The sequence below is a fragment of the Alteribacter natronophilus genome, from assembly GCF_006007885.1.
In the GTDB taxonomy this organism is placed as follows: Bacteria; Bacillota; Bacilli; order Bacillales; family Salisediminibacteriaceae; genus Alteribacter; species Alteribacter natronophilus.
In genome coordinates this window covers 365957-390179 of sequence record NZ_VCRO01000003.1, presented here as the reverse complement: position 1 = coordinate 390179, position 24223 = coordinate 365957, and the positions used below count along the sequence as shown (strand labels likewise).

21 protein-coding genes are annotated in these 24223 nt (G+C 48.7%); 16 read left to right on the top strand and 5 right to left on the bottom strand.

Annotation, left to right across the window (positions count from 1 at the left end; all coding sequences use genetic code 11):
- Positions 1–10: 10 nt before the first annotated feature.
- Positions 11–337, bottom strand: a complete 327-nt coding sequence (locus FGB90_RS11850) for a YtpI family protein (RefSeq protein WP_138811048.1) — start codon at positions 335–337, stop codon at positions 11–13.
- Positions 338–587: 250 nt separating this feature from the next.
- On the opposite strand from FGB90_RS11850, the gene FGB90_RS11845 reads away from it, so the two are divergent.
- Positions 588–1538 carry a DHH family phosphoesterase gene (locus FGB90_RS11845; RefSeq protein ID WP_138811047.1) on the top strand — a complete coding sequence of 317 codons (951 nt, stop codon included), beginning with the start codon at positions 588–590 and terminating at the stop codon, positions 1536–1538.
- Between the two features lie 134 nt (positions 1539–1672).
- Here the strand turns inward: FGB90_RS11845 and FGB90_RS11840 are convergent, their stop codons facing one another.
- The 3 genes from FGB90_RS11840 to ytrH form a co-directional block, all read right to left on the bottom strand.
- Positions 1673–1861 (bottom strand): YtzJ family protein, encoded by a 189-nt coding sequence (locus tag FGB90_RS11840; RefSeq protein WP_138811046.1) that lies wholly within the window; start codon positions 1859–1861, stop codon positions 1673–1675.
- 207 nt (positions 1862–2068) lie between these two features.
- Positions 2069–2575 (bottom strand): sporulation membrane protein YtrI, encoded by a 507-nt coding sequence (gene ytrI / locus FGB90_RS11835; RefSeq protein WP_138811045.1) that lies wholly within the window; start codon positions 2573–2575, stop codon positions 2069–2071.
- Positions 2572–2904: a sporulation membrane protein YtrH gene (gene ytrH / locus FGB90_RS11830; protein ID WP_138811044.1), complete on the bottom strand. Its 333-nt coding sequence runs from the start codon at positions 2902–2904 to the stop codon at positions 2572–2574. The genes ytrI and ytrH overlap by 4 nt, the downstream gene beginning before the upstream one ends.
- Before the next feature lie 397 nt (positions 2905–3301).
- Between ytrH and dnaE the strand changes: the two genes are divergently transcribed.
- The 8 genes from dnaE to FGB90_RS11790 all read left to right on the top strand — a co-directional run bounded on the left by dnaE (position 3302) and on the right by FGB90_RS11790 (position 14437).
- On the top strand, positions 3302–6676 hold the full coding sequence (dnaE, locus tag FGB90_RS11825) for a DNA polymerase III subunit alpha (protein WP_138811043.1): 3375 nt from the start codon (positions 3302–3304) through the stop codon (positions 6674–6676).
- A gap of 96 nt (positions 6677–6772) precedes the next feature.
- Positions 6773–8014 (top strand): NADP-dependent malic enzyme, encoded by a 1242-nt coding sequence (gene ystJ, locus FGB90_RS11820; protein ID WP_138811042.1) that lies wholly within the window; start codon positions 6773–6775, stop codon positions 8012–8014.
- A 69-nt stretch (positions 8015–8083) separates the two neighbouring features.
- Positions 8084–8749 carry a FadR/GntR family transcriptional regulator gene (locus FGB90_RS11815; protein WP_138811041.1) on the top strand — a complete coding sequence of 222 codons (666 nt, stop codon included), beginning with the start codon at positions 8084–8086 and terminating at the stop codon, positions 8747–8749.
- 210 nt (positions 8750–8959) lie between these two features.
- Positions 8960–9901, top strand: coding sequence for an acetyl-CoA carboxylase, carboxyltransferase subunit beta (accD, locus tag FGB90_RS11810; protein WP_138811040.1), 942 nt, complete (start codon positions 8960–8962; stop codon positions 9899–9901).
- Between the two features lie 2 nt (positions 9902–9903).
- On the top strand, positions 9904–10881 hold the full coding sequence (gene accA / locus FGB90_RS11805; RefSeq protein ID WP_138811039.1) for an acetyl-CoA carboxylase carboxyl transferase subunit alpha: 978 nt from the start codon (positions 9904–9906) through the stop codon (positions 10879–10881).
- 228 nt (positions 10882–11109) lie between these two features.
- On the top strand, positions 11110–12069 hold the full coding sequence (pfkA, locus tag FGB90_RS11800; protein ID WP_138811038.1) for a 6-phosphofructokinase: 960 nt from the start codon (positions 11110–11112) through the stop codon (positions 12067–12069).
- 108 nt (positions 12070–12177) lie between these two features.
- Entirely contained in the window at positions 12178–13932 is a 1755-nt protein-coding gene (gene pyk, locus FGB90_RS11795; protein ID WP_138811037.1) for a pyruvate kinase, read from the top strand.
- Positions 13933–14035: 103 nt separating this feature from the next.
- Complete coding sequence (locus FGB90_RS11790; RefSeq protein ID WP_138811036.1) at positions 14036–14437, top strand: FxsA family protein; 402 nt, start codon at positions 14036–14038, stop codon at positions 14435–14437.
- Positions 14438–14809: 372 nt separating this feature from the next.
- Here the strand turns inward: FGB90_RS11790 and ytvI are convergent, their stop codons facing one another.
- A complete protein-coding gene (gene ytvI, locus FGB90_RS11785) occupies positions 14810–15937 on the bottom strand; it encodes a sporulation integral membrane protein YtvI (protein WP_171051800.1) in 1128 nt (375 codons plus the stop codon).
- Between the two features lie 78 nt (positions 15938–16015).
- Here ytvI and FGB90_RS11780 point away from each other — a divergent pair, with 78 nt between their 5' ends.
- The 7 genes from FGB90_RS11780 (at position 16016) to pnpS (ending at position 24026) form a co-directional block, all read left to right on the top strand.
- Complete coding sequence (locus FGB90_RS11780; protein WP_138811034.1) at positions 16016–16489, top strand: DUF441 domain-containing protein; 474 nt, start codon at positions 16016–16018, stop codon at positions 16487–16489.
- 403 nt (positions 16490–16892) lie between these two features.
- The gene (gene citZ, locus FGB90_RS11775) at positions 16893–18011 is read left to right on the top strand and encodes a citrate synthase (protein ID WP_138811033.1); all 1119 of its coding nucleotides are present in this window, start codon (positions 16893–16895) and stop codon (positions 18009–18011) included.
- 138 nt (positions 18012–18149) lie between these two features.
- On the top strand, positions 18150–19412 hold the full coding sequence (gene icd / locus FGB90_RS11770; protein WP_138811032.1) for an NADP-dependent isocitrate dehydrogenase: 1263 nt from the start codon (positions 18150–18152) through the stop codon (positions 19410–19412).
- A gap of 95 nt (positions 19413–19507) precedes the next feature.
- The gene (gene mdh, locus FGB90_RS11765; RefSeq protein WP_138811031.1) at positions 19508–20446 is read left to right on the top strand and encodes a malate dehydrogenase; all 939 of its coding nucleotides are present in this window, start codon (positions 19508–19510) and stop codon (positions 20444–20446) included.
- Positions 20447–20898: 452 nt separating this feature from the next.
- Positions 20899–21378 carry a MaoC/PaaZ C-terminal domain-containing protein gene (locus FGB90_RS11760; protein WP_138811030.1) on the top strand — a complete coding sequence of 160 codons (480 nt, stop codon included), beginning with the start codon at positions 20899–20901 and terminating at the stop codon, positions 21376–21378.
- A 154-nt stretch (positions 21379–21532) separates the two neighbouring features.
- A complete protein-coding gene (locus tag FGB90_RS11755) occupies positions 21533–22249 on the top strand; it encodes a response regulator transcription factor (RefSeq protein WP_138811029.1) in 717 nt (238 codons plus the stop codon).
- Positions 22242–24026, top strand: a complete 1785-nt coding sequence (gene pnpS, locus FGB90_RS11750) for a two-component system histidine kinase PnpS (protein WP_138811028.1) — start codon at positions 22242–22244, stop codon at positions 24024–24026. The genes FGB90_RS11755 and pnpS overlap by 8 nt, the downstream gene beginning before the upstream one ends.
- Positions 24027–24223 lie beyond the last annotated feature (197 nt).

The window sequence follows — 24223 nt, the reverse complement described above, 5'->3', positions numbered from 1 at the left end:
ATGTTTGTGTTTATTTAGCTGGCTGCTGCTGTTCCTCGTGCTGCCGGATGGCTTCGGCTTCCTTCTGGGCTGCCGGGAGAAACGCGCGGTAGTTACGGATACCGAAAAAGACATTAATCCCGCCGTAAATCATAAAAATAACCCCTACGGCTGTTGAAATCGACGTTCCGTAAAGAATCATGGCATTCAGGCCGAATGAGCCGATGGCAATACCGACTGCAATACTTGCCTTGGAAGCATACCAGTTTCCTTCCATAACGCCGCGGGATCTCGTCTGCTGGACTTTAAAGTATACGAACAGAACGAAAGAAACGACAATCATAATTGCTAAAAACATAAAAACGTCTCCTTTATTGCAGAGGCTCCGCACAGGAACCGGCTGATTGTTCAGTGACACGTCAGAATAGCACCGGCAGAAAACCGGTATTCTACTGTTAAAAATAGCACATAGAGGCTTTGGGAATCAAGTGAATACGAGCCATTGTAACATAGCATGTTTTGGGATAATCTTAAAAAAGACAGAACTTCAGCGGAACAGAATTGGTTTTTCCCTGGAGTTTAAATTTGACCGGATAGGAGTCATACATATGAAAAAGGAAATAATTGAACTGATACATAAGCACGAGACGATCATTATTCACCGGCACGTCCGTCCTGATCCGGATGCGATCGGATCCCAGGGAGGACTCCGTGAGATCATAAAAGCCACCTGCCCGGAAAAGCGGGTCCTCGTTACTGGAGTTGAGGACAGTGAATTTGATTATCTGACTCCGATGGATCAGGTGAGTGACGAAGATTTCAGGGATGCTCTTGTCATCGTGTGCGATACGGCTAACCAGCCGAGAATTGATGACGATCGGTACGGGCTTGGCAGGACACTGGTGAAGATTGACCATCACCCTGAAGTGGATCAGTACGGTGACGTTTCATGGGTGGATACGGAAGCCAGTTCCACAAGTGAAATGATATTTGAACTGTATGAAACATGGGCGAAGGAAGGCGCCGCGCTGACCGACGAAGGTGCCAGACTTCTCTATGCCGGAATTGTGGGGGATACGGGACGCTTCAGGCACCCGAACACAACAGACAGGACATTTGCCGCAGCAGGAAAGCTGATTGAGTTCAATTTTTCCCGCCCCGATCTTTACGATGCCATGTATGAAAAATCACTGGAGCTGATCCGCATGGAGGGATTTGTCCTTTCTAATGCTGAAATGCTGCCCTCCGGGACAGCTTATATCAGACTGCCTAAGAAAAAGCTCGAGGAATTTGCCGTGACGGCTTCTATGACTGCGGGCTTTGTAAACGCGTTTTCCTCTATCAAGGGAGTCAAGGCGTGGGTGTTTTTCGTGGAGGAGGAGGACGAGGTCCGTGTCCGTCTCCGTTCCAAGGGACCGGCAGTAAACGACCTTGCAGCCCGTTATAACGGAGGGGGACACCCGATGGCTTCCGGTGCGACCTGTTATTCCTGGGAGGAGACGGAAGAGCTTCTCCGTGAACTGGATGCACTCTGCAGGAATTACCCTGAAAAAGAATAACCATGTGAGACTGTCTGCTATATGTAATTAAAACATCCGCTCTCTCAGGCGGTGCCGCCTGGAGCGGAATTCTTTCAGGAAACAAACTGACACTATGGGAACAAAAAAAGAGCGGACGCGGCTTTCAGGGCGCGTCACGCTCTTTTTTCAGGGATGAACCAGGAGCCCAGTTCGGTCTCCTCTTCAATTACCACGAGGTTCATTCTGGCAAGTTCCTTACGAATAAGACTGCTCACTTCTTCTGTTTCTGCAAATGCGGAAAAACCAGCTTCAATATTTTTAATCTTTTCCTGTGCAAGTTTGCTGCGACTCATAACTTTCATAACGCTGAACCTCCTTCTTCTACTGTAAATGGTATATGCAATACAAGGATGTCCGGTGCATGATCAGCTGCTCTTACTATAAGTATACACAATTTGGATCAGAGTGCGAATGGCTCCCGGGATTGTTCATACAAACGCCATAATGGAATCACCGTGAGCCCCGGTTCTTTACCCGCAATCAGGAAGGCGTAAACACTAAATTGGATATCAGTCAGCTGCGTGTATGCTGATATCCACTTCAGTCGTCGTATAAATCATGAAATGCTCGATTTTAAGCTGATATTTTTTATCATTATTGATTCTGAAGGTTTTGTTCTCCACTGCTTTTTTCAGCAGTTCCCTCGAGGAAAAAACCGACTCGATTCCTTTGTTCTTAATCAGTTCAAGCTCACTCTCCACCGCGCTTCTCAGCTCAAAAATGGTCAGCTCACTGAGATTTACCTCCCGTTCGTTAATAAAGTTCACCCTGATTTCCTGTACTGTGAGTTTCTCCTGGTTCTCCCGGTTCATCTCGTCCTGATCTTTCTGGAGAATCTCCACGGTATTTTCGAGATTTTCGATTGTCGTCCGCTGTTTACCGATTTCGATGATCATTTTATCGTACACATAGCCGAAGTTATATAAAAAAAAGAGCCATCCAATAAGCATGCCAAGGATGACCCCGGCAGTAAAGCGCTGCCAGCTCTTATCACGATAAAGAGGAGGGATTCTCATTTCATCCCCTCCTGTGTAAGCCACTGTATCAGTACCGTACCGCTGTGGGCACCGCACAGTGCGGCAAAAATCATCAGGCCGGTATTAATAATGTCAGCGTGTGTTCCTTCGAAGATCCCCCGCTCCAGACTGGAAATGGCGTCGAACGTACCTCCAATGGCAGCGACCAGAGCCCAGATTTTCAGACTTGAGGCGAGGTCGTGCATGATGGAAAGGGGAGGCTTCCCGATCAGATAGGCTCCTATCCCGCCGAGAATCGTGCCGCCGATAATCACCCCGAACGCAACGAAAAAATCAATAATGAGCGTAGCAAGAAAATCCTTATCCAATGTTTATCCCTCCGGACCTTGTGTCCTTAAGCCGACCTCCAGGAGTTCATAAGCCTGTCTGCCCGTTTATATTACATATGTATGGACTGGACAGGAAGTTATGTGTTTTATTTCTGTGCGCAAACATGCGTTTGCGTTACAATGGGAATACAAAGACAAGGATGATTGCGTGTACCTTAAAAGCTCTTTTCGTAAAGGTTGTTGCTATTGGTATTATTTTTTTGGAGCGAAAGGCCGCGACTCCAGCGGGAAAAGCAACAGCCGAAGACCCCGCAGGGCGATTTTCCCGAGGAGGCTGAGGTGTTGCCCGCGGAAAGCGTCGGTCTGCAGCGTAGAAAAACAACAATCTTTCCGAAAACAGCCATCTTAAAAAAGAATGAAGAGAGGAGGAGGAAGGATGAGTTTTGTACATCTGCACGTCCACAGTGAATACAGTTTTCTTTACGGAGCAGGGAAAATTGAGGCTCTTGTTAAACGTGCAAAAGAGTCGGGAATGTCCGCACTTGCCATTACCGATCTTCACGGCATGTACGGTGTTGTTCCTTTTTATAAGGCCTGCATAAAAGAAGGGATTAAACCTCTTCTCGGAACGGAACTGGTGTTTACCGACGGGGATGAACAGTTTCCTCTCGTAATGATTGCCCGGAACAATGAAGGGCTCAGAACACTCATGAAGCTGACGGCTTCCGCCTACGATACGATGGTAAAAGGCCAGCCGATGGCCCATGTGAAACAGCTCAACCGTATCCGCCCCGATTCACTGGTTGCCATCTCTCCGTTTGAGGGAGGACCTGTCCAGAAACAGATCGAGCAGGGTGACCGAAACGGTGCAGAGATGATGCTTGATAAACTGCAGAAAGCCTTTGGAAGCAGAAATACATACATAGAACTTCAGCAGCACGGACGGGCTCATGAGAAAGAGCGGCTTCTGAAGCTTAACGAATGGAATAAAAGTACTGGACGGGAACTGCCGTTTGTGGCCTCAAATCATGTCCAGTTTGCTTTACCCGGGGACGATCTGGCCCATCGTGCTGTCCAGGCAATCGGCAGGGGGGAAACCCTTGAGGAGCTTCCGGACAGCTGTTCATCGGAGGAATATTATTTAAAAACACAGGAGGAGATGAACGGTCTTTTCTCCTCCTGGCCGGAGGCGTGCAGCCGGACGGTGGAGATTGCGGAGATGTGCGAGTCGGAAATACAGTTTGGAGAATCGTATTTTCCGAAGTTCCCTGTACCGGAGGGCGAAACAGCAGACGGTTACCTCCGAAAACAGTGTGAAGAGGGGCTGATCAGCCGGTACGGCGAAGATCCTGCACCTGAAGTACGCAAACGGCTTGAGTATGAACTGAAAGTGATTACGGACATGAAGTACGAGGATTACTTTCTGATTGTGTGGGACTTTATGGCGTATGCGCATAAAAACGGAATTCTGACAGGTCCGGGACGGGGCTCCGCTGCCGGTTCGATTGTAGCTTACGTTCTGAGAATCACCGACGTGGATCCGATTGCCTATGATCTTCTGTTCGAGCGTTTCCTGAATCCCGAACGGGTTTCCATGCCGGATATCGATATTGATTTTCCTGATGACGAGCGGGACCGGGTCATCCGGTATGTGGCGGAAAAATACGGTCATGACCACGTTGCCCAGATCATTACTTACGGAACCCTGGCTGCCAAAGCGGCAATCAGGGATACAGGAAGGGTAATGGGCACCGATCAGCGGCTCGTGGACAGGCTGGCAAAACTGATTCCTTCACGCCCGAACGTGACATTGAAGGATGCTCTTGCCGAATCGGATGAGTTCAGGCGTCTCACAGAGGAGGAAGAGACTCTCGGGGAACTTTACCGGACTGCAGTCCGGATCGAAGGGCTTCCGCGCCATACGTCCGTTCATGCCGCAGGTGTAGTCATCAGTGAAGCTCCTCTAACAGATGTCATACCGGTCCAGACAGGGAATGGGGAAATCCGGCTTACCCAGTATCCGATGGGCATACTTGAAGAACTCGGACTGCTGAAAATGGACTTTCTGGGACTTCGCAACCTCAGTTTTATCAAGGACATTGTCAGGCTCGTAAAAGAGGACCACGGCGAGGAAGTAGATATAAAAACGATTCCTTTTGATGACAGCGGTACCTTTCGTCTCCTCGGTGAAGGGGACACCAGCGGGGTATTCCAGCTGGAATCGTCCGGGATGAAAAGCGTCCTCAAGCGGCTGAAGCCGACTGACTTTGAGGACATTGTTTCGGTGAACGCCCTGTACCGGCCGGGACCGATGGATAACATTCCTCTTTTTATCAGGAGAAAAAACGGAGAGGAAAAAATCGGCTATCCCCACCGTGATCTGAAGCCTGTCCTTGAAAAGACATACGGCGTCGTGATTTACCAGGAGCAGATTATGCAGATTGCTTCCATAATGGCCGGTTATTCCCTCGGGGAAGCGGATATTCTGAGAAGAGCGGTATCCAAGAAGAACCGGGAGGCTCTTGAGGAAGGGCGGACGGCCTTTGTAAACGGGGCGGTTTCCAAAGGGTACAGCCGGCAGGAAGCGGATCTCGTATATGACCTGATTGTCAGGTTTGCCGAGTACGGCTTTCCGAGGAGCCACGCAGTTGCGTACAGTGTCATCGCCTACCAGCTTGCCTACCTGAAAGCAAACTATCCGGCAAGCTTTCTGACGGCACTCCTTTCAGGTGTTCTTCACCATCAGGAAAAAATGGCTGAGTATATTTCCGAAGCGAAGAAGAAAGGGATCATGGTGGCAGGTCCGTCAGTGAATCGGAGTGATGCCCGTTTCAAGTCCGAAGGGGAGGCCATCGTCATTGGCCTGAAGGCAATTAAAAGTGTGGGCGTACAGGCGATTGGTGCCATCCTTGAAGAGCGGCGGCTCGGCCCGTTTGAGGATCTCTTTGATTTATGTGCCAGAATTCCGGCCCGTCTTCTGCCGAAAAGAGCGCTGGAGGCTCTGATCGTATCCGGTGCCTGCGATGAATTTGGTATGCACCGGGCAGGTCTCCTTGCAAATCTCGATCAGGCGATGGAATACGGGGAGTCTTTCCGGGAATCCGTGGAACCGGCCCTCTTTAAAGACGAAGTGGAAAAGCCGGAATACTTCGATGTGCCTCCGTTCGGTGATCAGGAAATGCTGCGGTTTGAAAAGGAAGTTCTCGGTTTTTACGCAACAAACCACCCGGTTACCCCATTCGCAGAAATTCTTGAACAGTACAGCCGCACTTTTCTTAAGGACGTGCCCGGAATGGGAGAGCAGTCTCACTCGATCCGGATAGCGGGGCTTGTGGAAAGTGTAAAGGTCATTAAAACGCGGAGAGGCCAGCAGATGGCGTTTGCCGTTCTTTCCGACGAGACAGGTGAAATGGAAGTCACGTTTTTTCCGGAACAGTATGCACAGGTCCGCCCGCACCTTGAACAGGGCTCCCTCCTGTTTGTACAGGGGAAAACGAGCTTTCATAAAGGTCAGACGAAGGTAAACGGGGATAAAGCTGCACCACTGGATTCACTCACGGAAAAAGACTCCAAACCGGTGGAAATTCTCTACCTTAAGCTTGACGCTGCCCACCAGGATCCCGGCTACCGTAAGAAACTGACACATCTCCTGAAGGACGACCCCGGAGCAGTGCCGGTGGTAGTTTATGATGAGACAAAAAAGAAAGCCTATCAGCTTGATGACCAGTGGCACGTATCCGGTGATGAAGGGCTTTTACGCCGCCTTGGCGTACTTCTTGGTGATAAAAATGTAGTTCTTAAACAACAATAGGTGTATATCACACAGTGATTTGTTATAATGAAAGTTGCTTGGAAGTGGTCTGACCACTTTTGCTCATAACTGAATTGGACGTAAAGGAGTGGGAGAATGGCGACGCTGCGAGAAGAAGCCTTACATATGCACCGGGTGCATAAAGGGAAACTTGAAACAGTCTCAAAAGTAGCAGTGAAAAACGCTCAGGATTTGTCGCTTGCTTATTCACCGGGTGTTGCGGAACCGTGCAAAGCGATCTTTGAGGATCCGCAGTCGGTTTATGAATACACAATGAAAGGTAATATGGTGGCAGTCGTATCAGATGGTACGGCAGTGCTGGGGCTCGGTAACATTGGTCCCGAAGCTTCACTTCCTGTAATGGAAGGAAAAGCAGTACTGTTTAAATCCTTTGCAGGGGTTGATGCTTTTCCGGTCTGTCTGAATACAACAAACGTGGATGAGATCGTTAAGACAGTCAAACTGATGGAACCGACTTTCGGTGGAGTTAACCTTGAGGATATTGCAGCACCGCGCTGCTTTGAAATCGAGGAGCGGCTGAAAAAGGAAATGAACATTCCGGTTTTCCACGATGATCAGCATGGAACTGCGATTGTTACTGCAGCAGGCCTCCGCAATGCCCTGAAGATCACAGGTAAATCCATGGCAGAAATTAAGGTTGTGGTTAACGGAGCGGGAGCGGCCGGAATTGCCATTATTAAGCTTCTTCTCAGCATGGGATGTAAGGATATCATCCTATGCGACTCAAAGGGAGCCATCTATGAAGGCCGCCCTCAGGGGATGAACGATCTTAAGCATGAAATGGCACAGGTTACAAACAAGGACAGGCTTGAAGGCAGTCTGGGGGATGTGATCTCCGGATCTGATGTCTTTATCGGTGTGTCTGTAAAAGGTGCCCTCACGAAGGAAATGGTGGAGAGCATGAACCAGGATCCGATTATTTTTGCCATGGCCAATCCTGATCCGGAAATTATGCCGGACGAGGCGAAAGAAGCCGGAGCAAGTGTAATCGGTACAGGAAGGTCCGATTTTCCCAACCAGGTTAACAACGTTCTTGCTTTCCCCGGTATCTTCAGAGGCGCCCTTGATGTATACGCCACACACATCAACGAAGAGATGAAAGTGGCTGCAGTAAAGGCGATTGCAGATCTCGTTTCTTCCGAGGAACTGAATGCAGATTACGTAATCCCGGCTCCGTTTGATTCACGTGTCGCGCCGGCCGTTGCGAGAAATGTTGCTGTGGCAGCGATGGAGACGGGCGTTGCCAGACGCCAGGTGGAACCTGAAGCAGTGGAGAAAAAGACAGAGCAGCTGACCTTAATTGACGACAGCGAGTAAGTGGGAAGGAGTCCGGCTATTGCAGGACTCCCTCTTCCTTTGTACTTATGAGGAAGGCAGGTGTATGCCATGACCGCACCGGCAGGCAAAGTGTACCTGAACATACTGAAAGAGCTGGACCAGATCATTTATGCAGACAACCTGATGCCGGGTGATAAGCTCCCTTCCGAGCGGGAACTTGCAGAACGGCTTCAGGCCGGCCGATCCTCGGTGAGAGAAGCACTCCGGGCACTGGAGCTGCTGGATCTGATTGAAACCCGTAAAGGAGAAGGAACGTTTATTCAGCGTGCGGGGGGCCATCGTCTTGCAGAAATTCTGGCAAGTTTCTTTCTGAGAGACACACGGGCCCAGAGAGATGTGACAGAAACGAGAGCAATTATCGAAATAGAAGCTGTACGGCTGGCTTGTCAAAGGATCACGGATGATCAGCTTGAAAAGCTCGGAGAAATAATCAGGGAATCCCGGGAAACCTGGTACGGAGGAAACCTCCCGGTGGAACAGGATTACCTTTTTCATAAAACCCTTGTAGAATCATGTCACAACCGGCTTATGCTCAATATCTGGCGCCCACTTGTGGAGTACAGCAAAGTTGCGCTCAGGGAATCACTGGCCAGAACGGGCAGAACTGAGAATTCCATCGACGAACATGCCGGAATTCTGGAGGCCATCCGGAAGAAAGATGAGGAACATGCGGTAAAGATGCTGAAGAAGCATCTCGAAAACAGTCGCTTCTAGCAGAATCAGGTCGGCAATCGGCGCGCAAACCACCTTGAATTCGCCTGTTTAACAGTGTTATGATGGAAAAAATTTACGCAAATCACAGATTTCCGATATTATTTATTTTATTTATACATTATTTCCGTGGTTTGTACTTTGGTTAAGCGCTTTTCACGGGGCGGCGGTTTGCGGAGCTGTAAAGACCACCAAGATAAATGAGGTGAGAATGTGTTACGGGATCTTTTTTCAAAGAAAAAGAAGTACGCCACGATTCCTTCCGAAGAAGCCAAGCAGGAAGTTCCGGAAGGGTTAATGACAAAATGTCCTGAATGTAAAAGTATTATGTATACAAAAGAACTGAAAAAGAATCTGAGTGTCTGTGATTCCTGCGGTTTTCACCACCGTCTGACGGCACACGACCGGATGGAGACTCTTTTTGACTCCGGGACTTTCACAGAATTTGATCAGAACATCATTGCAACGGACCCTCTTGAATTTCCTTCCTACAAGGAAAAATCCGAGAAGGACCGTGAAAAAACCGGTCTTAACGAAGCGATCGTGACGGGTAAAGGTGAAATCGATGGTTATCCGGCTGTGGCCGGTGTAATGGATGCCCGTTTCCGTATGGGAAGTATGGGCTCTGTTGTAGGGGAAAAGATCGCCCGGGCCATTGAGCGTGCAATTGATGAGGACTTGCCTTTTATTCTTTTTGCTGCTTCAGGAGGAGCAAGAATGCAGGAAGGCGTATTCAGTCTGATGCAGATGGCCAAAACAAGTACGGCACTTCATAAACTCCGTGACCGGGGAGGTCTGTTTATATCTGTTATGACCCATCCGACAACAGGAGGAGTGTCGGCAAGCTTTGCTTCTCTCGGGGATATTAACCTTGCTGAACCGAAAGCGCTGATCGGATTTGCCGGACGCCGGATCATCGAACAGACAATCCGTCAGGAACTGCCGGAAGACTTCCAGACTGCGGAATTTCTGCTCAAACACGGTCAGCTTGACCGGGTAGTGGAAAGAAAGAATCTCAGAAGTACACTGAAAACAATCCTGAGTATCCACGCCCCTGTTTCCGACCGGAAGAGTGATGAACAGGAGCAGGAAGAGCAGCAGCAGGAAAAAGAGAAGAACGCCGTTAGGGAAACGGAAGAACAGGAGGTGCAGTAATTATGGCCGAAGATTTGCCGTTTGAAAAACCCATTACAGAGCTGAGAACGAAAATAGCAGAACTCAAAGCGTTCACAGCTGAAAAGGAGATTGACCTCTCCGGTGAAATTGAGAAGCTTGAGTCCAGGCTTGAACAGCTGGAAGAGGATATATACGGAAACATGGGTCCGTGGGACAGAGTGCAGATTGCACGGCATAACAGCCGTCCGACAACCCTTGATTACATTGAACGTCTTTTTACGGACTTTCTGGAACTTCACGGAGACCGTCTTTACGGTGACGATGAAGCGATCGTTGGGGGAATTGCGAAGTATAAGGACCGCCCTGTTACCGTGATCGGTCATCAGCGTGGAAAAGGAACGAAGGAGAACCTCCGCCGGAACTTCGGCATGCCCCACCCGGAAGGTTATCGGAAGGCTCTCAGGCTGATGAAGCAGGCAGAGAAGTTTAACCGCCCGATCATTAATTTTATTGATACAAAAGGGGCCTATCCCGGCATCTCTGCAGAAGAGCGCGGACAGAGTGAAGCCATTGCCCGTAACCTGATTGAAATGGCCGGCCTGACGGTACCGGTTGTCTGTATCGTGATCGGGGAAGGAGGGAGCGGCGGCGCCCTTGCATTAGGTGTAGGCGATAAGATCCTGATGCTTGAAAACTCCACCTACTCGGTTATCTCACCTGAAGGAGCAGCGGCTCTTCTCTGGAAAGATGCAGGCCAGGCAAAAAGAGCAGCTGAAACGATGAAAATTACAGCACCTGATCTTAAGGAGCTTGAGCTGATTGACGGTATTATTCCTGAAGTCAGAGGCGGTGCACACAGAGATGTGGAACAGCAGGCAAAGGCCATTGACGAAGCGCTCAGTCAGGCACTCGACGAGCTATCCGAAATCAGCCGTGACACCATCGTTGAAAAACGCTTTGAAAAATTTAATCGCATCGGACCATACGACTATGTAAACGGTACCAATGCCGGTAACTGAACAAAACAGCCATCCTCCCCGGAGGACGGCTGTTTTGTTTGCCGTGAATCCTTGTTGCAATACGATTTTGACAGTGTTATTTTTATTACTGCTGAGTATAAAAGAGATTCAGGGATAGGATAAGAAAAGCTGCATTCAGTTTCGGACTGGTCAACAGGTCTGGGGAACGAAAGAGTTTTTCTTCGTCATATATATTTTTAAGAATTTCAGATGAGGTGAATGGATCACATGAAGCGCATTGGAGTTTTGACGAGCGGAGGAGACGCACCGGGAATGAACGCTGCGATCCGTGCAGTTGTCCGTAAAGCCATTTATCATGATATTGAAGTATATGGAATCTACCAGGGATACCAGGGGCTGATCAGCGGACACATTGAAAAGCTGGAGCTTGGTTCGGTAGGCGATATTATTCACCGTGGAGGTACAATGCTGCAATCCGCCCGCTGTGAGGAATTTAAGACATTGGAAGGCCAGAAAAAGGGTATTGAACAACTGAACAAGTTCGGTATCGAGGGTCTGGTAGTAATCGGCGGAGACGGATCATTTATGGGAGCACAGAAACTGACAGAACACGGGTTCCCGACAATCGGTGTGCCGGGAACAATTGATAATGACATTTCCGGAACCGACTACACAATCGGGTTTGACACAGCCCTTAACACTGTTATTAACGCAATAGATAAGATCCGTGATACAGCAACCTCTCACGAGCGTACATACGTGGTCGAGGTCATGGGGCGGGACGCTGGTGATCTTGCTCTCTGGTCAGGACTTGCTGACGGAGCAGAAACGATCCTGGTCCCGGAAGTGGACTATAATATGGAAGACGTTGTCAACCGCCTGAAGCGCGGGGCTGAACGCGGCAAAAAACACAGTATTATCATCGTTGCTGAAGGTGTGGGCTCCGGCGTGGACATCGGACGTGACATTGAGGAGAAAACCAGCTTCGAAACACGTGTTACCGTTCTTGGTCACATTCAGCGCGGCGGTTCCCCTACAGCCTCGGACCGGGTACTTGCAAGCCGGCTTGGAGCTAAGGCGGTAGAGCTTCTTCTGAGCGGTGAGGAAGGAAAAATGGTGGGAATTGAAAAGAATGCTCTTGTTTCCCACGATATTTCCGACGCACTGTCCCGCGGTCACTCCATCGACGAGGAAATGTACAGGCTTTCCCAGGAACTTTCCATCTAAATGAAACGAGTCGACTGACAGTTGGGTGCCGGGGCAAATGCCCTGGCATTCGGGTCGGTTAAAGTAATAATTATCAGTAAGGAATCAACCCGAGGAGGAATAAAACAAATGAGAAAAACAAAAATCGTATGTACGATTGGTCCTGCCAGTGAATCACCGGAAAAACTGACGAAGCTGATTGAGGCCGGTATGAACGTGGCCCGCCTTAACTTTTCCCACGGTGATTTTGAAGAACACGGTGCCCGCATCCAGAGCATTCGTGAAGCATCTGAAAAAACAGGTGAAAAAGTGGCTATTCTTCTTGACACAAAAGGGCCGGAAATCCGCACGCAGACTCTTGAAGGCGGCGAGGCGGAACTCGTTCAGGGCAGCGAAGTGATCGTTTCCATGACGGAAGTAACCGGAAATTCCGGTAAAATTTCCGTCACTTATCCGGGACTTATTGATGACGTGCATGAAGGCTCCATTCTTCTTCTTGATGATGGTCTGATTGAACTTCGCGTAAAAGCGATCCGTGACAACGAGCTCGTTACAGAAGTCGTGAACAGCGGAACGCTTAAGAATAAGAAAGGTGTTAACGTACCCGGTGTCAGTGTGAATCTTCCTGGTATCACCGAAAAAGACGCCAACGACATCGTTTTTGGAATCGAGCAGGATGTGGACTTTATCGCTGCGTCTTTCGTACGCCGTGCCTCGGATGTTCTTGAGATCCGTGAACTTCTTGAAAAGCACAATGCGGAGCACATCCAGATCATTCCAAAGATTGAGAACCAGGAGGGTGTCGACAACATCGACGAAATTCTTGAAGTATCCGATGGTCTGATGGTTGCACGTGGAGACCTTGGTGTAGAGATCCCTGCAGAGGATGTTCCACTTGTACAGAAAGAACTTATTAAAAAATGCAACACCCACGGCAAGCCTGTTATTACGGCTACACAGATGCTTGACTCGATGCAGCGCAACCCGCGTCCGACCCGTGCGGAAGCGAGTGACGTGGCCAATGCCATCTTTGACGGCACTGACGCAATCATGCTTTCAGGCGAAACGGCTGCAGGAACGTACCCTGTGGAGTCTGTACAGACTATGAACAACATCGCCCGGAAAGCGGAAACAGCGCTGAAGTTTGAGGATATCCTCCGCAAACGAAGCCGTGAGAGCGAGCAGACGATTACGGACTCCATCAGCCAGAGCGTTGCCCATACAGCGATGAACCTGAACTCTTCTGCCATTCTTACTGCAACGGAAAGCGGCCACACTGCCCGCATGGTATCCAAATACCGTCCGAAGAGCCCGATTGTCGCCATTACACACAGCGAACGTGTATGCCGCTCCCTGTGCCTTGTATGGGGTGTTTATCCGCAGCTTGGTAAAAAAGCGACTACAACCGACGAAATGTTCTCCACTGCAGTGGAAGAGTCTCTTACAAGCGGACTTGTAAACCACGGTGACCTCGTTATTATTTCCGCCGGTGTACCGGTAGGAGAAAGAGGTACAACGAACATTATGAAAGTACACGTGGTCGGTGAAGTAGCTGCAAAAGGACAGGGAATCGGCCGGAAAACCCGTTCCGGAAAAGTCGTTGTAGCAAACGACGGAAAAGAAGCTCTTTCCAAAATGGAACAGGATGCCATTCTTGTAACGCCAAGCACAGACCGCGATATGATGAATGCGTTCGAAAAAGCCGCTGCCGTTGTAACTGAGCAGGGTGGCCTCACTTCACACGCAGCTGTTGTTGGTCTCAACCTTGGAATCCCGGTTATCGTAGGTGTTGAAAACGCCACTGCCCTGTTCGAGGACGGTGACGAAATTACGGTTGACGGAAGCCACGGCAATATCTACAAAGGTGTTGCAAGCGTCCTTTAATACTGAGAGGTAAAACCCGGCACTTCCAGGCACCGCTGCCCGGACTGGTGCCGGGTCCTTTTTTATGTTATTTTAAGGCTGTGACCTTAAAGGAGAAGATATTATGGGTAAAATCATACTACTGCTGTTAATTATTGTGCCGGCACTTGAAATTGGTGTGCTGGTGCTGTCAGGAAATATAATCGGCGTTATTCCTACGATCCTGCTTATCATCGCGACCGGGATTCTCGGAGCAGCCCTTGCAAAACGAGAGGGACTAAACGCCATCCGCACCGCCCAGATGCAGACGTCCCAGGGCCAGGTGCCAAGTGGAATCCTTCTGGACGGAATCTGTATTCTCATCGGTGGTGTCGTCCTGCTGACACCTGGTTTCATAACCGATGCATTCGGTTTTTTCCTGCTTATTCCCCAGACAAGAGCGACCTTCAAGGCGCTTCTGCAGCGCATTTTTGAACGGGCCGTCCGCTCGGGTAATGTTGTGTTATACAGAGGAAGGAAATTTTAAATACTCACGAAGTCACGGCCGGCAGTTTATGCCGGTCTTTTTCTTTGTTAACTGTAAAACTTGTTTTTTCTATGGCTGTATTTTTATAGATTGTTGTTACTGACCAAGTTAATTATGCAGCGAAAGGCGACGGCTCCAGCGACGAGAGTTTACTCCGTAATTAAACATCGAGTTGCTTCGACGCAGTAGTAGACTTCAGAGCATAACTGGCAGAGGAAGAAGCAGGAATTCTTCCTGTGCTGAAGCGATGCCCGCGGAAAGCGACCGGACGATGTGAAGTGAAGCTTCTTAATTTAAGGCGCGTCAGCGCTTTTGTTCTGTTACAAAGGATCTTTGTGAATCAGCACTGTGTGACCTTCAGCCGAGTACTTGTTATACTTCCTTTCGTCCACCGGAAACGATAAACTCCCAGACACCCTTTACAATCCCTGCCTTCATGAAGGACTGAATCATGATCAGAATTGCAGGCCCGAGAAGAAGCCCGGCAAACCCAAGCCACTGGTAGCTTAAGAACAGTGTGATCAGCAGAGGGATAGGATGCACCCCGAGATGACGTGATAGCACACGCGGCTCTGCAACCTGGCGCTGGATGATGACGATCCCGTAGAGGATGCTCAGACCTATGGACAGAAACCAGTCTCCGGTTAAAAAGGAGTACAGAATCCACGGAATAAAAACGAGCCCGGTTCCGAGATAGGGAAGGAAATCTATCAGTGCAAGCAGCAGGGCTGCTGTGAAAGCATGTTCAATACCCATCACCAGAAAACCAATGAGAATGATGACACCGGACATGGCTACAAGCACACACTGCGCAGCAAAGAAACCAAGCACCGACCGCTTCCATTCCTTTCTGAGGGAATTAAGAAAACCTTTCAGAAATCCGGGCACAATTTTCCGGTATCCGCCAACAATCAGGGGCCAGTCCTTTGCAATAAAAAAGGCACTTAACAGAGAAAAAATCATGACCGTGATCGTATTCGGCAAGCCTAATAACACGTCAGCAAAACTGTTCAGCAGAACCTGGACAAATTCTCCGGCTTTCTGTGCTGCCTCGGCTGTCAGGGACTGAATGGAATCGGCAACGGTTTTCTGCTGCCGTCCTTCGAGTGCATCGAATAGTCCGGTCATACGGTCGTACAGGGGCATAAGGGTGCTGCTGACCCATGAATCGGCAATGCGGACGAGATCCTTTATGAAAACGGGAAGAACAGAGGATAAGTACAGAAGTCCGGCTGCAATTTCCACGGCAGCGAACGTAATAAAGAGAAGAAGGATAAGGAACAGAAAAAACATAGCTGTCAGAACACATAGTGATCTGGGCCACCGGAGCCAATTTTCAAGGAGGTTTACAGCCGGCAGCAGAGTGAGAGCAATAATAAGCCCGATTAAAAACGGGGATAAAAAACGAAACAGAAAATAGATCACACCGGCAGCAGCCAGTGCAGTAACGAGTACGAGCGCAGCACGGACAAATATATCAACAGCCTGTTTTGTATCCACCGGCAGTCCTCCTCTCTCATTTCAATCTATGAGAGAAGACCAGGATACATGCGGCCTGTACAAAGAAGGAGGGAGAACATGATTACATCTGCAACAGCCTTTATGCTGATCCTTCTTGCAATCGGCCTGATTGCAAGAAATCAGTCGCTTATTATAGCGGTTGCTTTCCTGCTTATTTTAAAATGGACCGGCCTTGGAGACAGAGCGTTCCCCCTGCTCCAGCAGAAAGGCATCCATATCGGCGTGACAATCATTACAATTGCGGTCCTTGTTCCCATCGTTACAGGGGAAATCGGGTTCAAACAGCTTATAGAAGCCACGAAATCCTCCTATGCGTGGGTGGCTCTCGGCGCAGGTATTTTTGTAGCAGTTATTGCAGCGAGCGGCGTTGAGCTGCTTCAGAATGACCCTCACATCACTACGGCACTTGTGTTTGGAACGATTCTTGCAGTTGCCCTGTTTAACGGTGTGGCTGTAGGTCCGCTTATTGGGGCGGGAATCGCCTATATGGCCATGAGAATAGTGTCGTATTTTTCGTCATTCGGCGGATAAACGGGGCTTAATACGTGAAGTTTCAAACAAATTAAAATAATAGTATAAATTGAAATATTAGTTGCATTTGATATTTTTAAGTTCACAAAGTTGTTAAAAGTCGTTATAATATAAGTTGACTCGAATCAGAAAAGCGTGGCTGTTCATACATACAGCCTCCGAAACCTTTTACGAAAACGCTTACGGTCGGCCCCGCTCGCACCGGGAGGTTACGAACCCGGAAGTTTCACATGAAGTTGTTATATTGGTATAACAAATAACCGGTCGATTTTTGACGGTGGCTGACGGTGCTTTGATCCGCTCGCGAAAGTGAAGATCATAAACAGGAAAGGTTATCGGAGAAACACAGTGGGAATAGAATACCTGATTCCCTCACAAAATTATTTTTAAAGGAGAGGTTGGAATGAGTACGACAAAAGGTTTGGAAGGTGTTGTCGCAACAACATCCAGCGTAAGTTCAATTATTGATGGAGTTTTAACCTATAACGGATACAACATTGACGATCTTGCCGACTACGCAAGCTTTGAAGAAGTTGTTTACCTGCTCTGGAATCATAAGCTTCCTAACAAAGAGGAACTTGAGTCCTTTACAAAAGAACTGAACGGATACTCGGCTGTCCCGGACGCTGTAATTGAACAATTGAAAACGTATCCAATCAATGAGGTCCATCCGATGGCGGCACTCAGAACAGCAGTCTCCAATCTTGGTCTGTTTGACGAGCAGGCTGATGAAATGTCTGAAGATGCGAACCGTCTGAAGGCCATGAAGCTTCAGGCACAGATGCCGACAATTGTAACGGCTTTTGCCCGTATCCGTGAAGGAAAAGACCCGGTTGCACCAAAACCTGAACTCAGCTACGCAGCAAACTTCCTGTATATGCTGAACGGGGAGGAGCCGGACGAAACATCGATTGAAGCGTTTAACAAAGCTCTTGTTCTTCATGCCGACCACGAGCTGAATGCATCCACCTTTACTGCCCGTGTCTGTGTGGCAACACTGTCTGATGTTTATTCAGGAGTGACGGCTGCCATCGGCGCACTGAAAGGACCACTTCACGGCGGTGCCAATGAGCGTGTAATGGCAATGCTGAATGAAATCGGTGACGAGAAGCAGGTAGATGATTATATCCATAAAGCACTGGAAAATAAAGAAAAGATTATGGGCTTCGGCCACCGGGTATACAAAAATGGGGATCCACGCGCAAAACACCTGAAAGAGATGAGCCGTCAGCTTACAAAAGTAACCGGCGAGTCCAAATGGTATGACATGAGTGTACGGATCGATGATATTGTTACTAACGAAAAAGGTCTCCTTCCAAACGTGGACTTCTACTCTGCATCCGTGTACCACAGCCTTGGCATTGAGCATGACCTGTTCACGCCGATCTTTGCTGTAAGCCGGGTTTCCGGATGGCTGGCACACATTCTCGAGCAGTACGAGAACAACCGTCTGATCCGTCCGCGCGCGGAGTATGTGGGTCCTGACAAACAGAGCTGGGTACCGCTTGAAGAAAGAAAATAAACCCGAATCTGTTGCAATTTTTACGGAATTTCAGCGAAGATAGAGGAAGGAGAAAAGCGGCGCGCAGCGAATGTGATTAAGGTGTGCCCGTTTCTCTTTCCTACATAAAACTGAACGATATTTAGGAGGTTTTTTACAATGGCAGAAAAAATTACAGTAAACAATGGTGTGTTAAACGTACCGAACAATCCGGTGATTCCATACATCGAAGGTGACGGAACCGGTCCTGATATCTGGGCAGCTGCTTCCCGCGTCATAGAAGCTTCAGTCGAGAAAGCATACAACGGTGAAAAGAAGATCGAGTGGAAAGAAGTTCTTGCAGGTCAGAAAGCCTATGACAATTCAGGCGAATGGCTCCCGGACGAAACTCTTGAAACAATCCGTGAGTACTTCATCGCAATTAAAGGGCCTCTTACTACTCCGATTGGTGGCGGAATCCGCTCTCTGAACGTGGCACTTCGCCAGGAGCTGGACCTTTTCGCATGTGTACGTCCGGTCCGCTGGTTTGAAGGGGTACCATCTCCTGTTAAGCGCCCGGAAGACACGGACATGGTAATCTTCCGTGAAAACTCCGAGGACATTTATGCCGGTATCGAATATGAGCAGGGGTCTGACGAAGCTAAAAAGCTGATCAGCTTCCTCCGCGATGAGCTTGGCGCAAACAAAATCCGTTTCCCTGAAACTTCCGGAATCGGAATCAAGCCTGTATCCGAAGAAGGAACGCATCGTCTTGTACGTTCTGCTATTCAGTACGCCCTTGACGAAGGACGTAAGAGCGTAACGCTTGTCCATAAAGGAAACATTATGAAATTTACTGAAGGCGGCTTTAAAAAGTGGGGCTACGAGCTTGCTGAAAAGGAATTCGGCGATAAAGTCTTCACATGGGCCGAGTATGACAAAATTGTTGAAGATCAGGGCCGTGAAGCTGCTGACAAAGCACAGTCCGAAGCAGAAGCTGCAGGCAAGCTGATCGTAAAAGATTCCATTGCGGATATCTTCCTTCAGCAGATTCTTACCCGTCCGAAAGAATTTGATGTGGTAGCAACCATGAACCTGAACGGTGACTATGTATCAGATGCGCTTGCTGCACAGGTGGGCGGAATTGGAATTGCACCTGGTGCAAATATTAACTATGATAGCGGCCACGCAATCTTTGAAGCGACTCACGGTACAGCTCCAAAATATGCCGGCCTTGATAAAGTGAACCCGTCATCCGTGCTGCTTTCCGGTGTGCTCATGCTTCGCCACCTGAACTGGAACGAAGCAGCAGACATGATCGAAGCATCCATGGACAAAACGATTGCAAGCAAGGTTGTAACGTATGACTTTGCCCGACTGATGGATGGAGCTTCCGAAGTGAAATGCTCCGAGTTCGCTGACGAACTTATTAAAAACCTCTAAATTGAATGAAGCTGCTGGAAGGAGCCGGTCTTGTGCCGGCTCCTCCGTTACACGCAGAGGGTTTACTGGAAAACGAAATGAGAGGGGAATGTCAAATGACCATTAAACGCAGAAAGATCACCGTAGTTGGCGGAGGATTTACCGGTACCACAACTGCACTTATGGCTGCCCAGAAGGAACTCGGGGACGTAGTACTCGTGGATATCCCAAACAATGAGGATCCGACTAAAGGTAAAGCACTCGACATGCTCGAAGCTTCCCCTGTTCAGGGGTTTGACTCCAACATTGTCGGAACGTCCGATTACAAGGACACGGCGAACTCCGATGTTGTTGTCATTACTGCCGGAATTCCCCGTAAGCCGGGGATGAGCCGTGATGATCTGATCAGTACCAACGCTGATATCATGAAGAGCGTAACGAAGGAAATCGTCAAACACTCTCCCGACTGCTATATTATCGTTCTTACCAACCCTGTGGACACGATGACTTATACGGTATACAAAGAATCCGGATTCCCGAAAAACCGTGTATTCGGCCAGTCAGGGGTCCTGGATACGGCACGTTTCCGTACCTTTGTTGCTCAGGAACTGAACGTAAGCGTGGAAGATGTTTCCGGATTCGTTCTCGGAGGCCACGGCGATGATATGGTACCGATGCTCCGCTATTCCTATGCAGGCGGAATTCCGCTGGAAAAACTCATCTCAAAAGACCGTCTTGACGCCATTGTGGAGCGGACACGTAAAGGCGGCGGGGAAATTGTAAACCTTCTTGGAAACGGAAGTGCCTATTACGCGCCGGCGGCTTCCATTGTCCAGATGGTTGAAGCCGTACTGAAGGACAAGAAACGTATTCTTCCGGCCATTGCCTACCTTGAAGGCGAATACGGCTACGAGGATATGTACCTTGGTGTTCCAACTGTTATCGGCGGAGGCGGACTCGAGAAAGTACTTGAGCTCGATCTGACTGATGACGAGAAGGCTGAGCTGAAAAAATCCGCCGATTCTGTTAATAAAGTTCTTTCTCTTGTAAAATAATGATTCTTAACAGCAATGTGCGTGCAGGCGCCGTAATGCCTGCATGACCATTGCTTTCTTTTTAACAGGTGAGTATAAGAAGCCTCACTGTGCACCGCCCGCCTGCAGCGGAATAAAACAGCAATCTTCCCGAAAGCAGCTTTTTCAAATGGCTGTGTTCGTATAGATTGTTGATATTGACCAAATTAATTATGAAGCGAAAGGCGGCGACTCCGGCGGGAATAGCATCAGGTGAAGACCCCGCAGGGCGTTTTTCCCGAGGAGGCTGAAGCGATGCCCGCGGCATAGAAGACACCGTGAAGCATGAACGGATGTCGCACTTGTGCCTGTGGTGAAAGCGCCCGCCTGCAGTGGAATAAAACAACAATCTTCCCGAAAACAGCTTTTTCAAGTTAATAATGTAAGCGTTTACCGCAGGGTTATTGAGACAACTCAGAACTGGAGGAATGAACATGTTTACAAAGAAACGCAAGCTGGGAAGCGTTATTTCCTCGATTAAAGCAGGGGAAAAAGCTGAAGTAACAAAAAAAGTGGAAGACAAGGATATTCTCCTTTACCTTGGGCTCTCAGACGATGCGAACCCGATCTACATTCAGCACGATTACGCAGCCCGTACACCATTTAAAAAGCCTATAGTGCCCCAGCTGATGATTAACGGGTTTGTAAATGCTACGGTATCCACCCATCTCCCGGGACCGGGCAGCAGTATCATCTCACAGACTCTGGAGTATCCGAAACCACTTTATCACTACGGCACCCTTCACCTCTCGCTGGAAGTTACAGAGGTTGATGAAAAGAAACACTCCGTTCTCATCAAAGTTTCAGGCAACGACAGCGAGGGAGACTGCGTTATCCGGGGAGAACTTACTGTATGTCCGCCATATCCATGGAAGCCTGTTACCCAGGATGCAGGCACCTTTGAAAACTTCTAATCAGCACCAGCCGCCTCTTCGGAGAGCCGGCTGTTTTTTTTCGGAAAATATAGTAGTATAAAGGTGATAGAAACAACGGGGATGAAAGACAGTACATATCATCTATTTATTCTGCTTAGGCTAAGGGGGCAAGCAGGTACAGGAGGAATGAGCCATGTCTCAGAAAATACTTGTTGTTGACGATGAAGAATCCATTATTACGCTTCTGGAATTTAACCTGGAGCAGGCCGGTTTCGACGTGACAACAGCGACGAACGGCAGAGCTGCTCTTGAAGAAGCAGCTGAACAGCATTTTGATCTCATCGTTCTCGATCTCATGCTGCCGGAAATGGACGGTCTGGAAGTCTGCAAACAGCTCAGGCAGAGAAAAGTCATGACGCCAATCCTGATGCTGACAGCAAAAGATGACGAGTTTGATAAAGTACTGGGACTCGAACTCGGTGCCGACGATTATCTTACGAAACCGTTCAGCCCCCGTGAAGTAGTAGCACGGATCAGAGCCATTCTGAGGCGCACACGGACAGGGATGCCGGAAAAAGAAAAAGTAAAAGAAGAGAAAAAAATAACCATCGGTGAAGTGGATATTTACCCGGATAACTATGAAGTGTTTATCAGAAACAAAGTACTGGAGCTGACACCGAAGGAATTTGAACTGCTTTTATACCTCGTTAATCATAAGGGACGTGTACTGACAAGGGACCAGCTCCTGAACGCTGTCTGGAATTATGAGTTTGTGGGTGATACACGGATTGTGGACGTACATATCAGCCACCTGCGGGAGAAAATAGAGCCTAATACGAAAAAGCCGGTTTATATAAAAACGATTCGAGGTCTCGGTTATAAAATGGAGGAGCCTGTTCTGAATGACTAGCTACCGCTCCAGGTTTATCTTCCCCCTGGCTGTGATTGTATTTGTCGTCCTGGCCAGTCTGGGGGCTCTTCTCGGACCTCTTTTCAAAGAGTTTTATTTCGAGCGGATGGGGGACCGGATCGAAAAGGAAGCCGGGATTGTCGCCTACAATGTGGAACAGACCGGGTTTGAAGACGAGCAGGAGCTTCAGACTCTCATTGAAACAATGGCAGAGGAACTTGATTTGAGGGTCACGCTTCTTTCTGCAGATCAGCAGGTCGTTGCCGAAAGTGTGGATGAAGAAGGGCAGGACCTTGATTACAGCGGGCGCCCGGAAATTCAGCAGGCTGTTCAGGAAGGGGAAGGCAAGGAAATCCGGATGAGCAGGACCTTAAATGAGGAACTCCTTTATTATGTTACTGTTCTGGAAGCGGAGGGACAGACCATCGGCTACCTGAGGCTTGGGCTGGAGCTGGGGGAGCTTAACCGCGTTTACAGAAGCATCTGGATTATCATGTTTGTCAGTTTCTCCCTTGCTTTTCTTATTATCTTTTTCCTTACAACGAAGCTTACCAATCAGATGATTGCCCCGATTGAGGAAGCAACAAGAGTGGCAAAACAGCTGGCACAGGGGAACTTTAAGGCCCGTACCTACGAAGGGGAAGAGAACGAAACCGGAAACCTGAACCGGTCCCTGAATGTACTGGCCCAGAATCTGAGTCAGGTGACAAGAACGTACCAGATGCAGCAGGAGCACCTGGAAACCCTCATTGAAAATATGGGGAGCGGCCTTCTTCTCATCAACTCGAAGGGGGACATTACCCTTGTAAACCGCTCGTGCAAGGAGATCTTTCAGGAAGATACTGACGAGTGGCTTCACAAGCTGTACTACAGGGCTATAAAACACAGGAAAATCATCAAGCTCGTCCAGGAAATCTTTCTTACTGAAAAAGGCAGAAAGCGGCATCTGGAGCTTCCGATCGGGATTGAGATGCGACACTTTGACGTGTATGCAGCACCGATTATCGGCTCAAATGACAAGCTGAGAGGTATCGTCCTCGTGTTTCACGACATCACAGATCTTAAAAAGCTGGAGCAGGCGAGGAAGGACTTTGTGGCAAACGTTTCCCATGAGCTCAAAACACCTGTCACATCATTAAAAGGCTTCACGGAAACGCTCCTTGCAGGGGCGATGGAGTCTCCTGAATACCGGGAAAAGTTTCTCACCATTATCGCAAAGGAATCCGACCGGCTCGAAAGTCTGATTTCCGACCTTCTGGAGCTTTCCAAAATTGAAGGGAGTCACTTCCAGCTCGACTGGCAGCAGCTCAACCTGCACACGCTGGCAGATGAAGTGAAACTGATGCTTCAGGACAAAGCCGATAAAAAGAAGATCACTCTTGAAACAAAGGTTTCCGGTAACCCGGAAATTGATGGAGATCCGCACCGGATCAAGCAGATTATCATCAATCTTGTTAACAACGCTATTTCCTATACACCGGAAGAAGGGGCAGTGACCATCCGTATAAAAGAACAGGTGGAAACGGTTCTTCTGGAAGTGGAGGATACGGGGATCGGCATTAGCAGAAAAGAGCTGCCCCGTCTGTTCGAACGCTTTTACCGGGTTGACCCCGCAAGATCGAGAAACTCAGGGGGAACCGGTCTCGGCCTTGCCATCGTCAAGCATCTGGCCGAAGCACACAGAGCGAAGCTGGACGTGACAAGCGAAGTAAACAAGGGGACAAAGTTTAAGTTGGCGTTCTTTAAAAGGAGACAGGAAGATAAAAAGAAAGAGTAAACATTTACAGAAAGTTTACATTTTCGACATTTCCGCTTTACGTCTATCCTTTATGCTGTACATGTACTGTTTCATATGAATGCGATCTTCATGGTTGCATTTGTTAAACATCCCCTTGTTTTGGCCGGAAGCCCTCCCCTGAGCTTCCGGCCATCTTTATTTTACTGACTTTTTTTATCGTGAAATCAGTAACTCCC

Excerpts from the sequence above, each read along its gene's own strand:
- FGB90_RS11790 (WP_138811036.1), top strand. The coding sequence starts at position 14,036 with ATGGGTAAAATCATACTACTGCTGTTAATTATTGTGCCGGCACTTGAA.
- mdh (WP_138811031.1), top strand. The coding sequence starts at position 19,508 with ATGACCATTAAACGCAGAAAGATCACCGTAGTTGGCGGAGGATTTACC.
- FGB90_RS11845 (WP_138811047.1), top strand. The coding sequence starts at position 588 with ATGAAAAAGGAAATAATTGAACTGATACATAAGCACGAGACGATCATT.
- pfkA (WP_138811038.1), top strand. The coding sequence starts at position 11,110 with ATGAAGCGCATTGGAGTTTTGACGAGCGGAGGAGACGCACCGGGAATG.
- icd (WP_138811032.1), top strand. The coding sequence starts at position 18,150 with ATGGCAGAAAAAATTACAGTAAACAATGGTGTGTTAAACGTACCGAAC.
- FGB90_RS11780 (WP_138811034.1), top strand. The coding sequence starts at position 16,016 with ATGATTACATCTGCAACAGCCTTTATGCTGATCCTTCTTGCAATCGGC.
- pnpS (WP_138811028.1), top strand. The coding sequence starts at position 22,242 with ATGACTAGCTACCGCTCCAGGTTTATCTTCCCCCTGGCTGTGATTGTA.
- ystJ (WP_138811042.1), top strand. The coding sequence starts at position 6,773 with ATGGCGACGCTGCGAGAAGAAGCCTTACATATGCACCGGGTGCATAAA.
- FGB90_RS11815 (WP_138811041.1), top strand. The coding sequence starts at position 8,084 with ATGACCGCACCGGCAGGCAAAGTGTACCTGAACATACTGAAAGAGCTG.
- FGB90_RS11755 (WP_138811029.1), top strand. The coding sequence starts at position 21,533 with ATGTCTCAGAAAATACTTGTTGTTGACGATGAAGAATCCATTATTACG.
- FGB90_RS11840 (WP_138811046.1), bottom strand. The coding sequence starts at position 1,861 with ATGAAAGTTATGAGTCGCAGCAAACTTGCACAGGAAAAGATTAAAAAT.
- FGB90_RS11850 (WP_138811048.1), bottom strand. The coding sequence starts at position 337 with ATGTTTTTAGCAATTATGATTGTCGTTTCTTTCGTTCTGTTCGTATAC.
- accA (WP_138811039.1), top strand. The coding sequence starts at position 9,904 with ATGGCCGAAGATTTGCCGTTTGAAAAACCCATTACAGAGCTGAGAACG.
- dnaE (WP_138811043.1), top strand. The coding sequence starts at position 3,302 with ATGAGTTTTGTACATCTGCACGTCCACAGTGAATACAGTTTTCTTTAC.
- FGB90_RS11760 (WP_138811030.1), top strand. The coding sequence starts at position 20,899 with ATGTTTACAAAGAAACGCAAGCTGGGAAGCGTTATTTCCTCGATTAAA.
- pyk (WP_138811037.1), top strand. The coding sequence starts at position 12,178 with ATGAGAAAAACAAAAATCGTATGTACGATTGGTCCTGCCAGTGAATCA.
- ytrI (WP_138811045.1), bottom strand. The coding sequence starts at position 2,575 with ATGAGAATCCCTCCTCTTTATCGTGATAAGAGCTGGCAGCGCTTTACT.
- citZ (WP_138811033.1), top strand. The coding sequence starts at position 16,893 with ATGAGTACGACAAAAGGTTTGGAAGGTGTTGTCGCAACAACATCCAGC.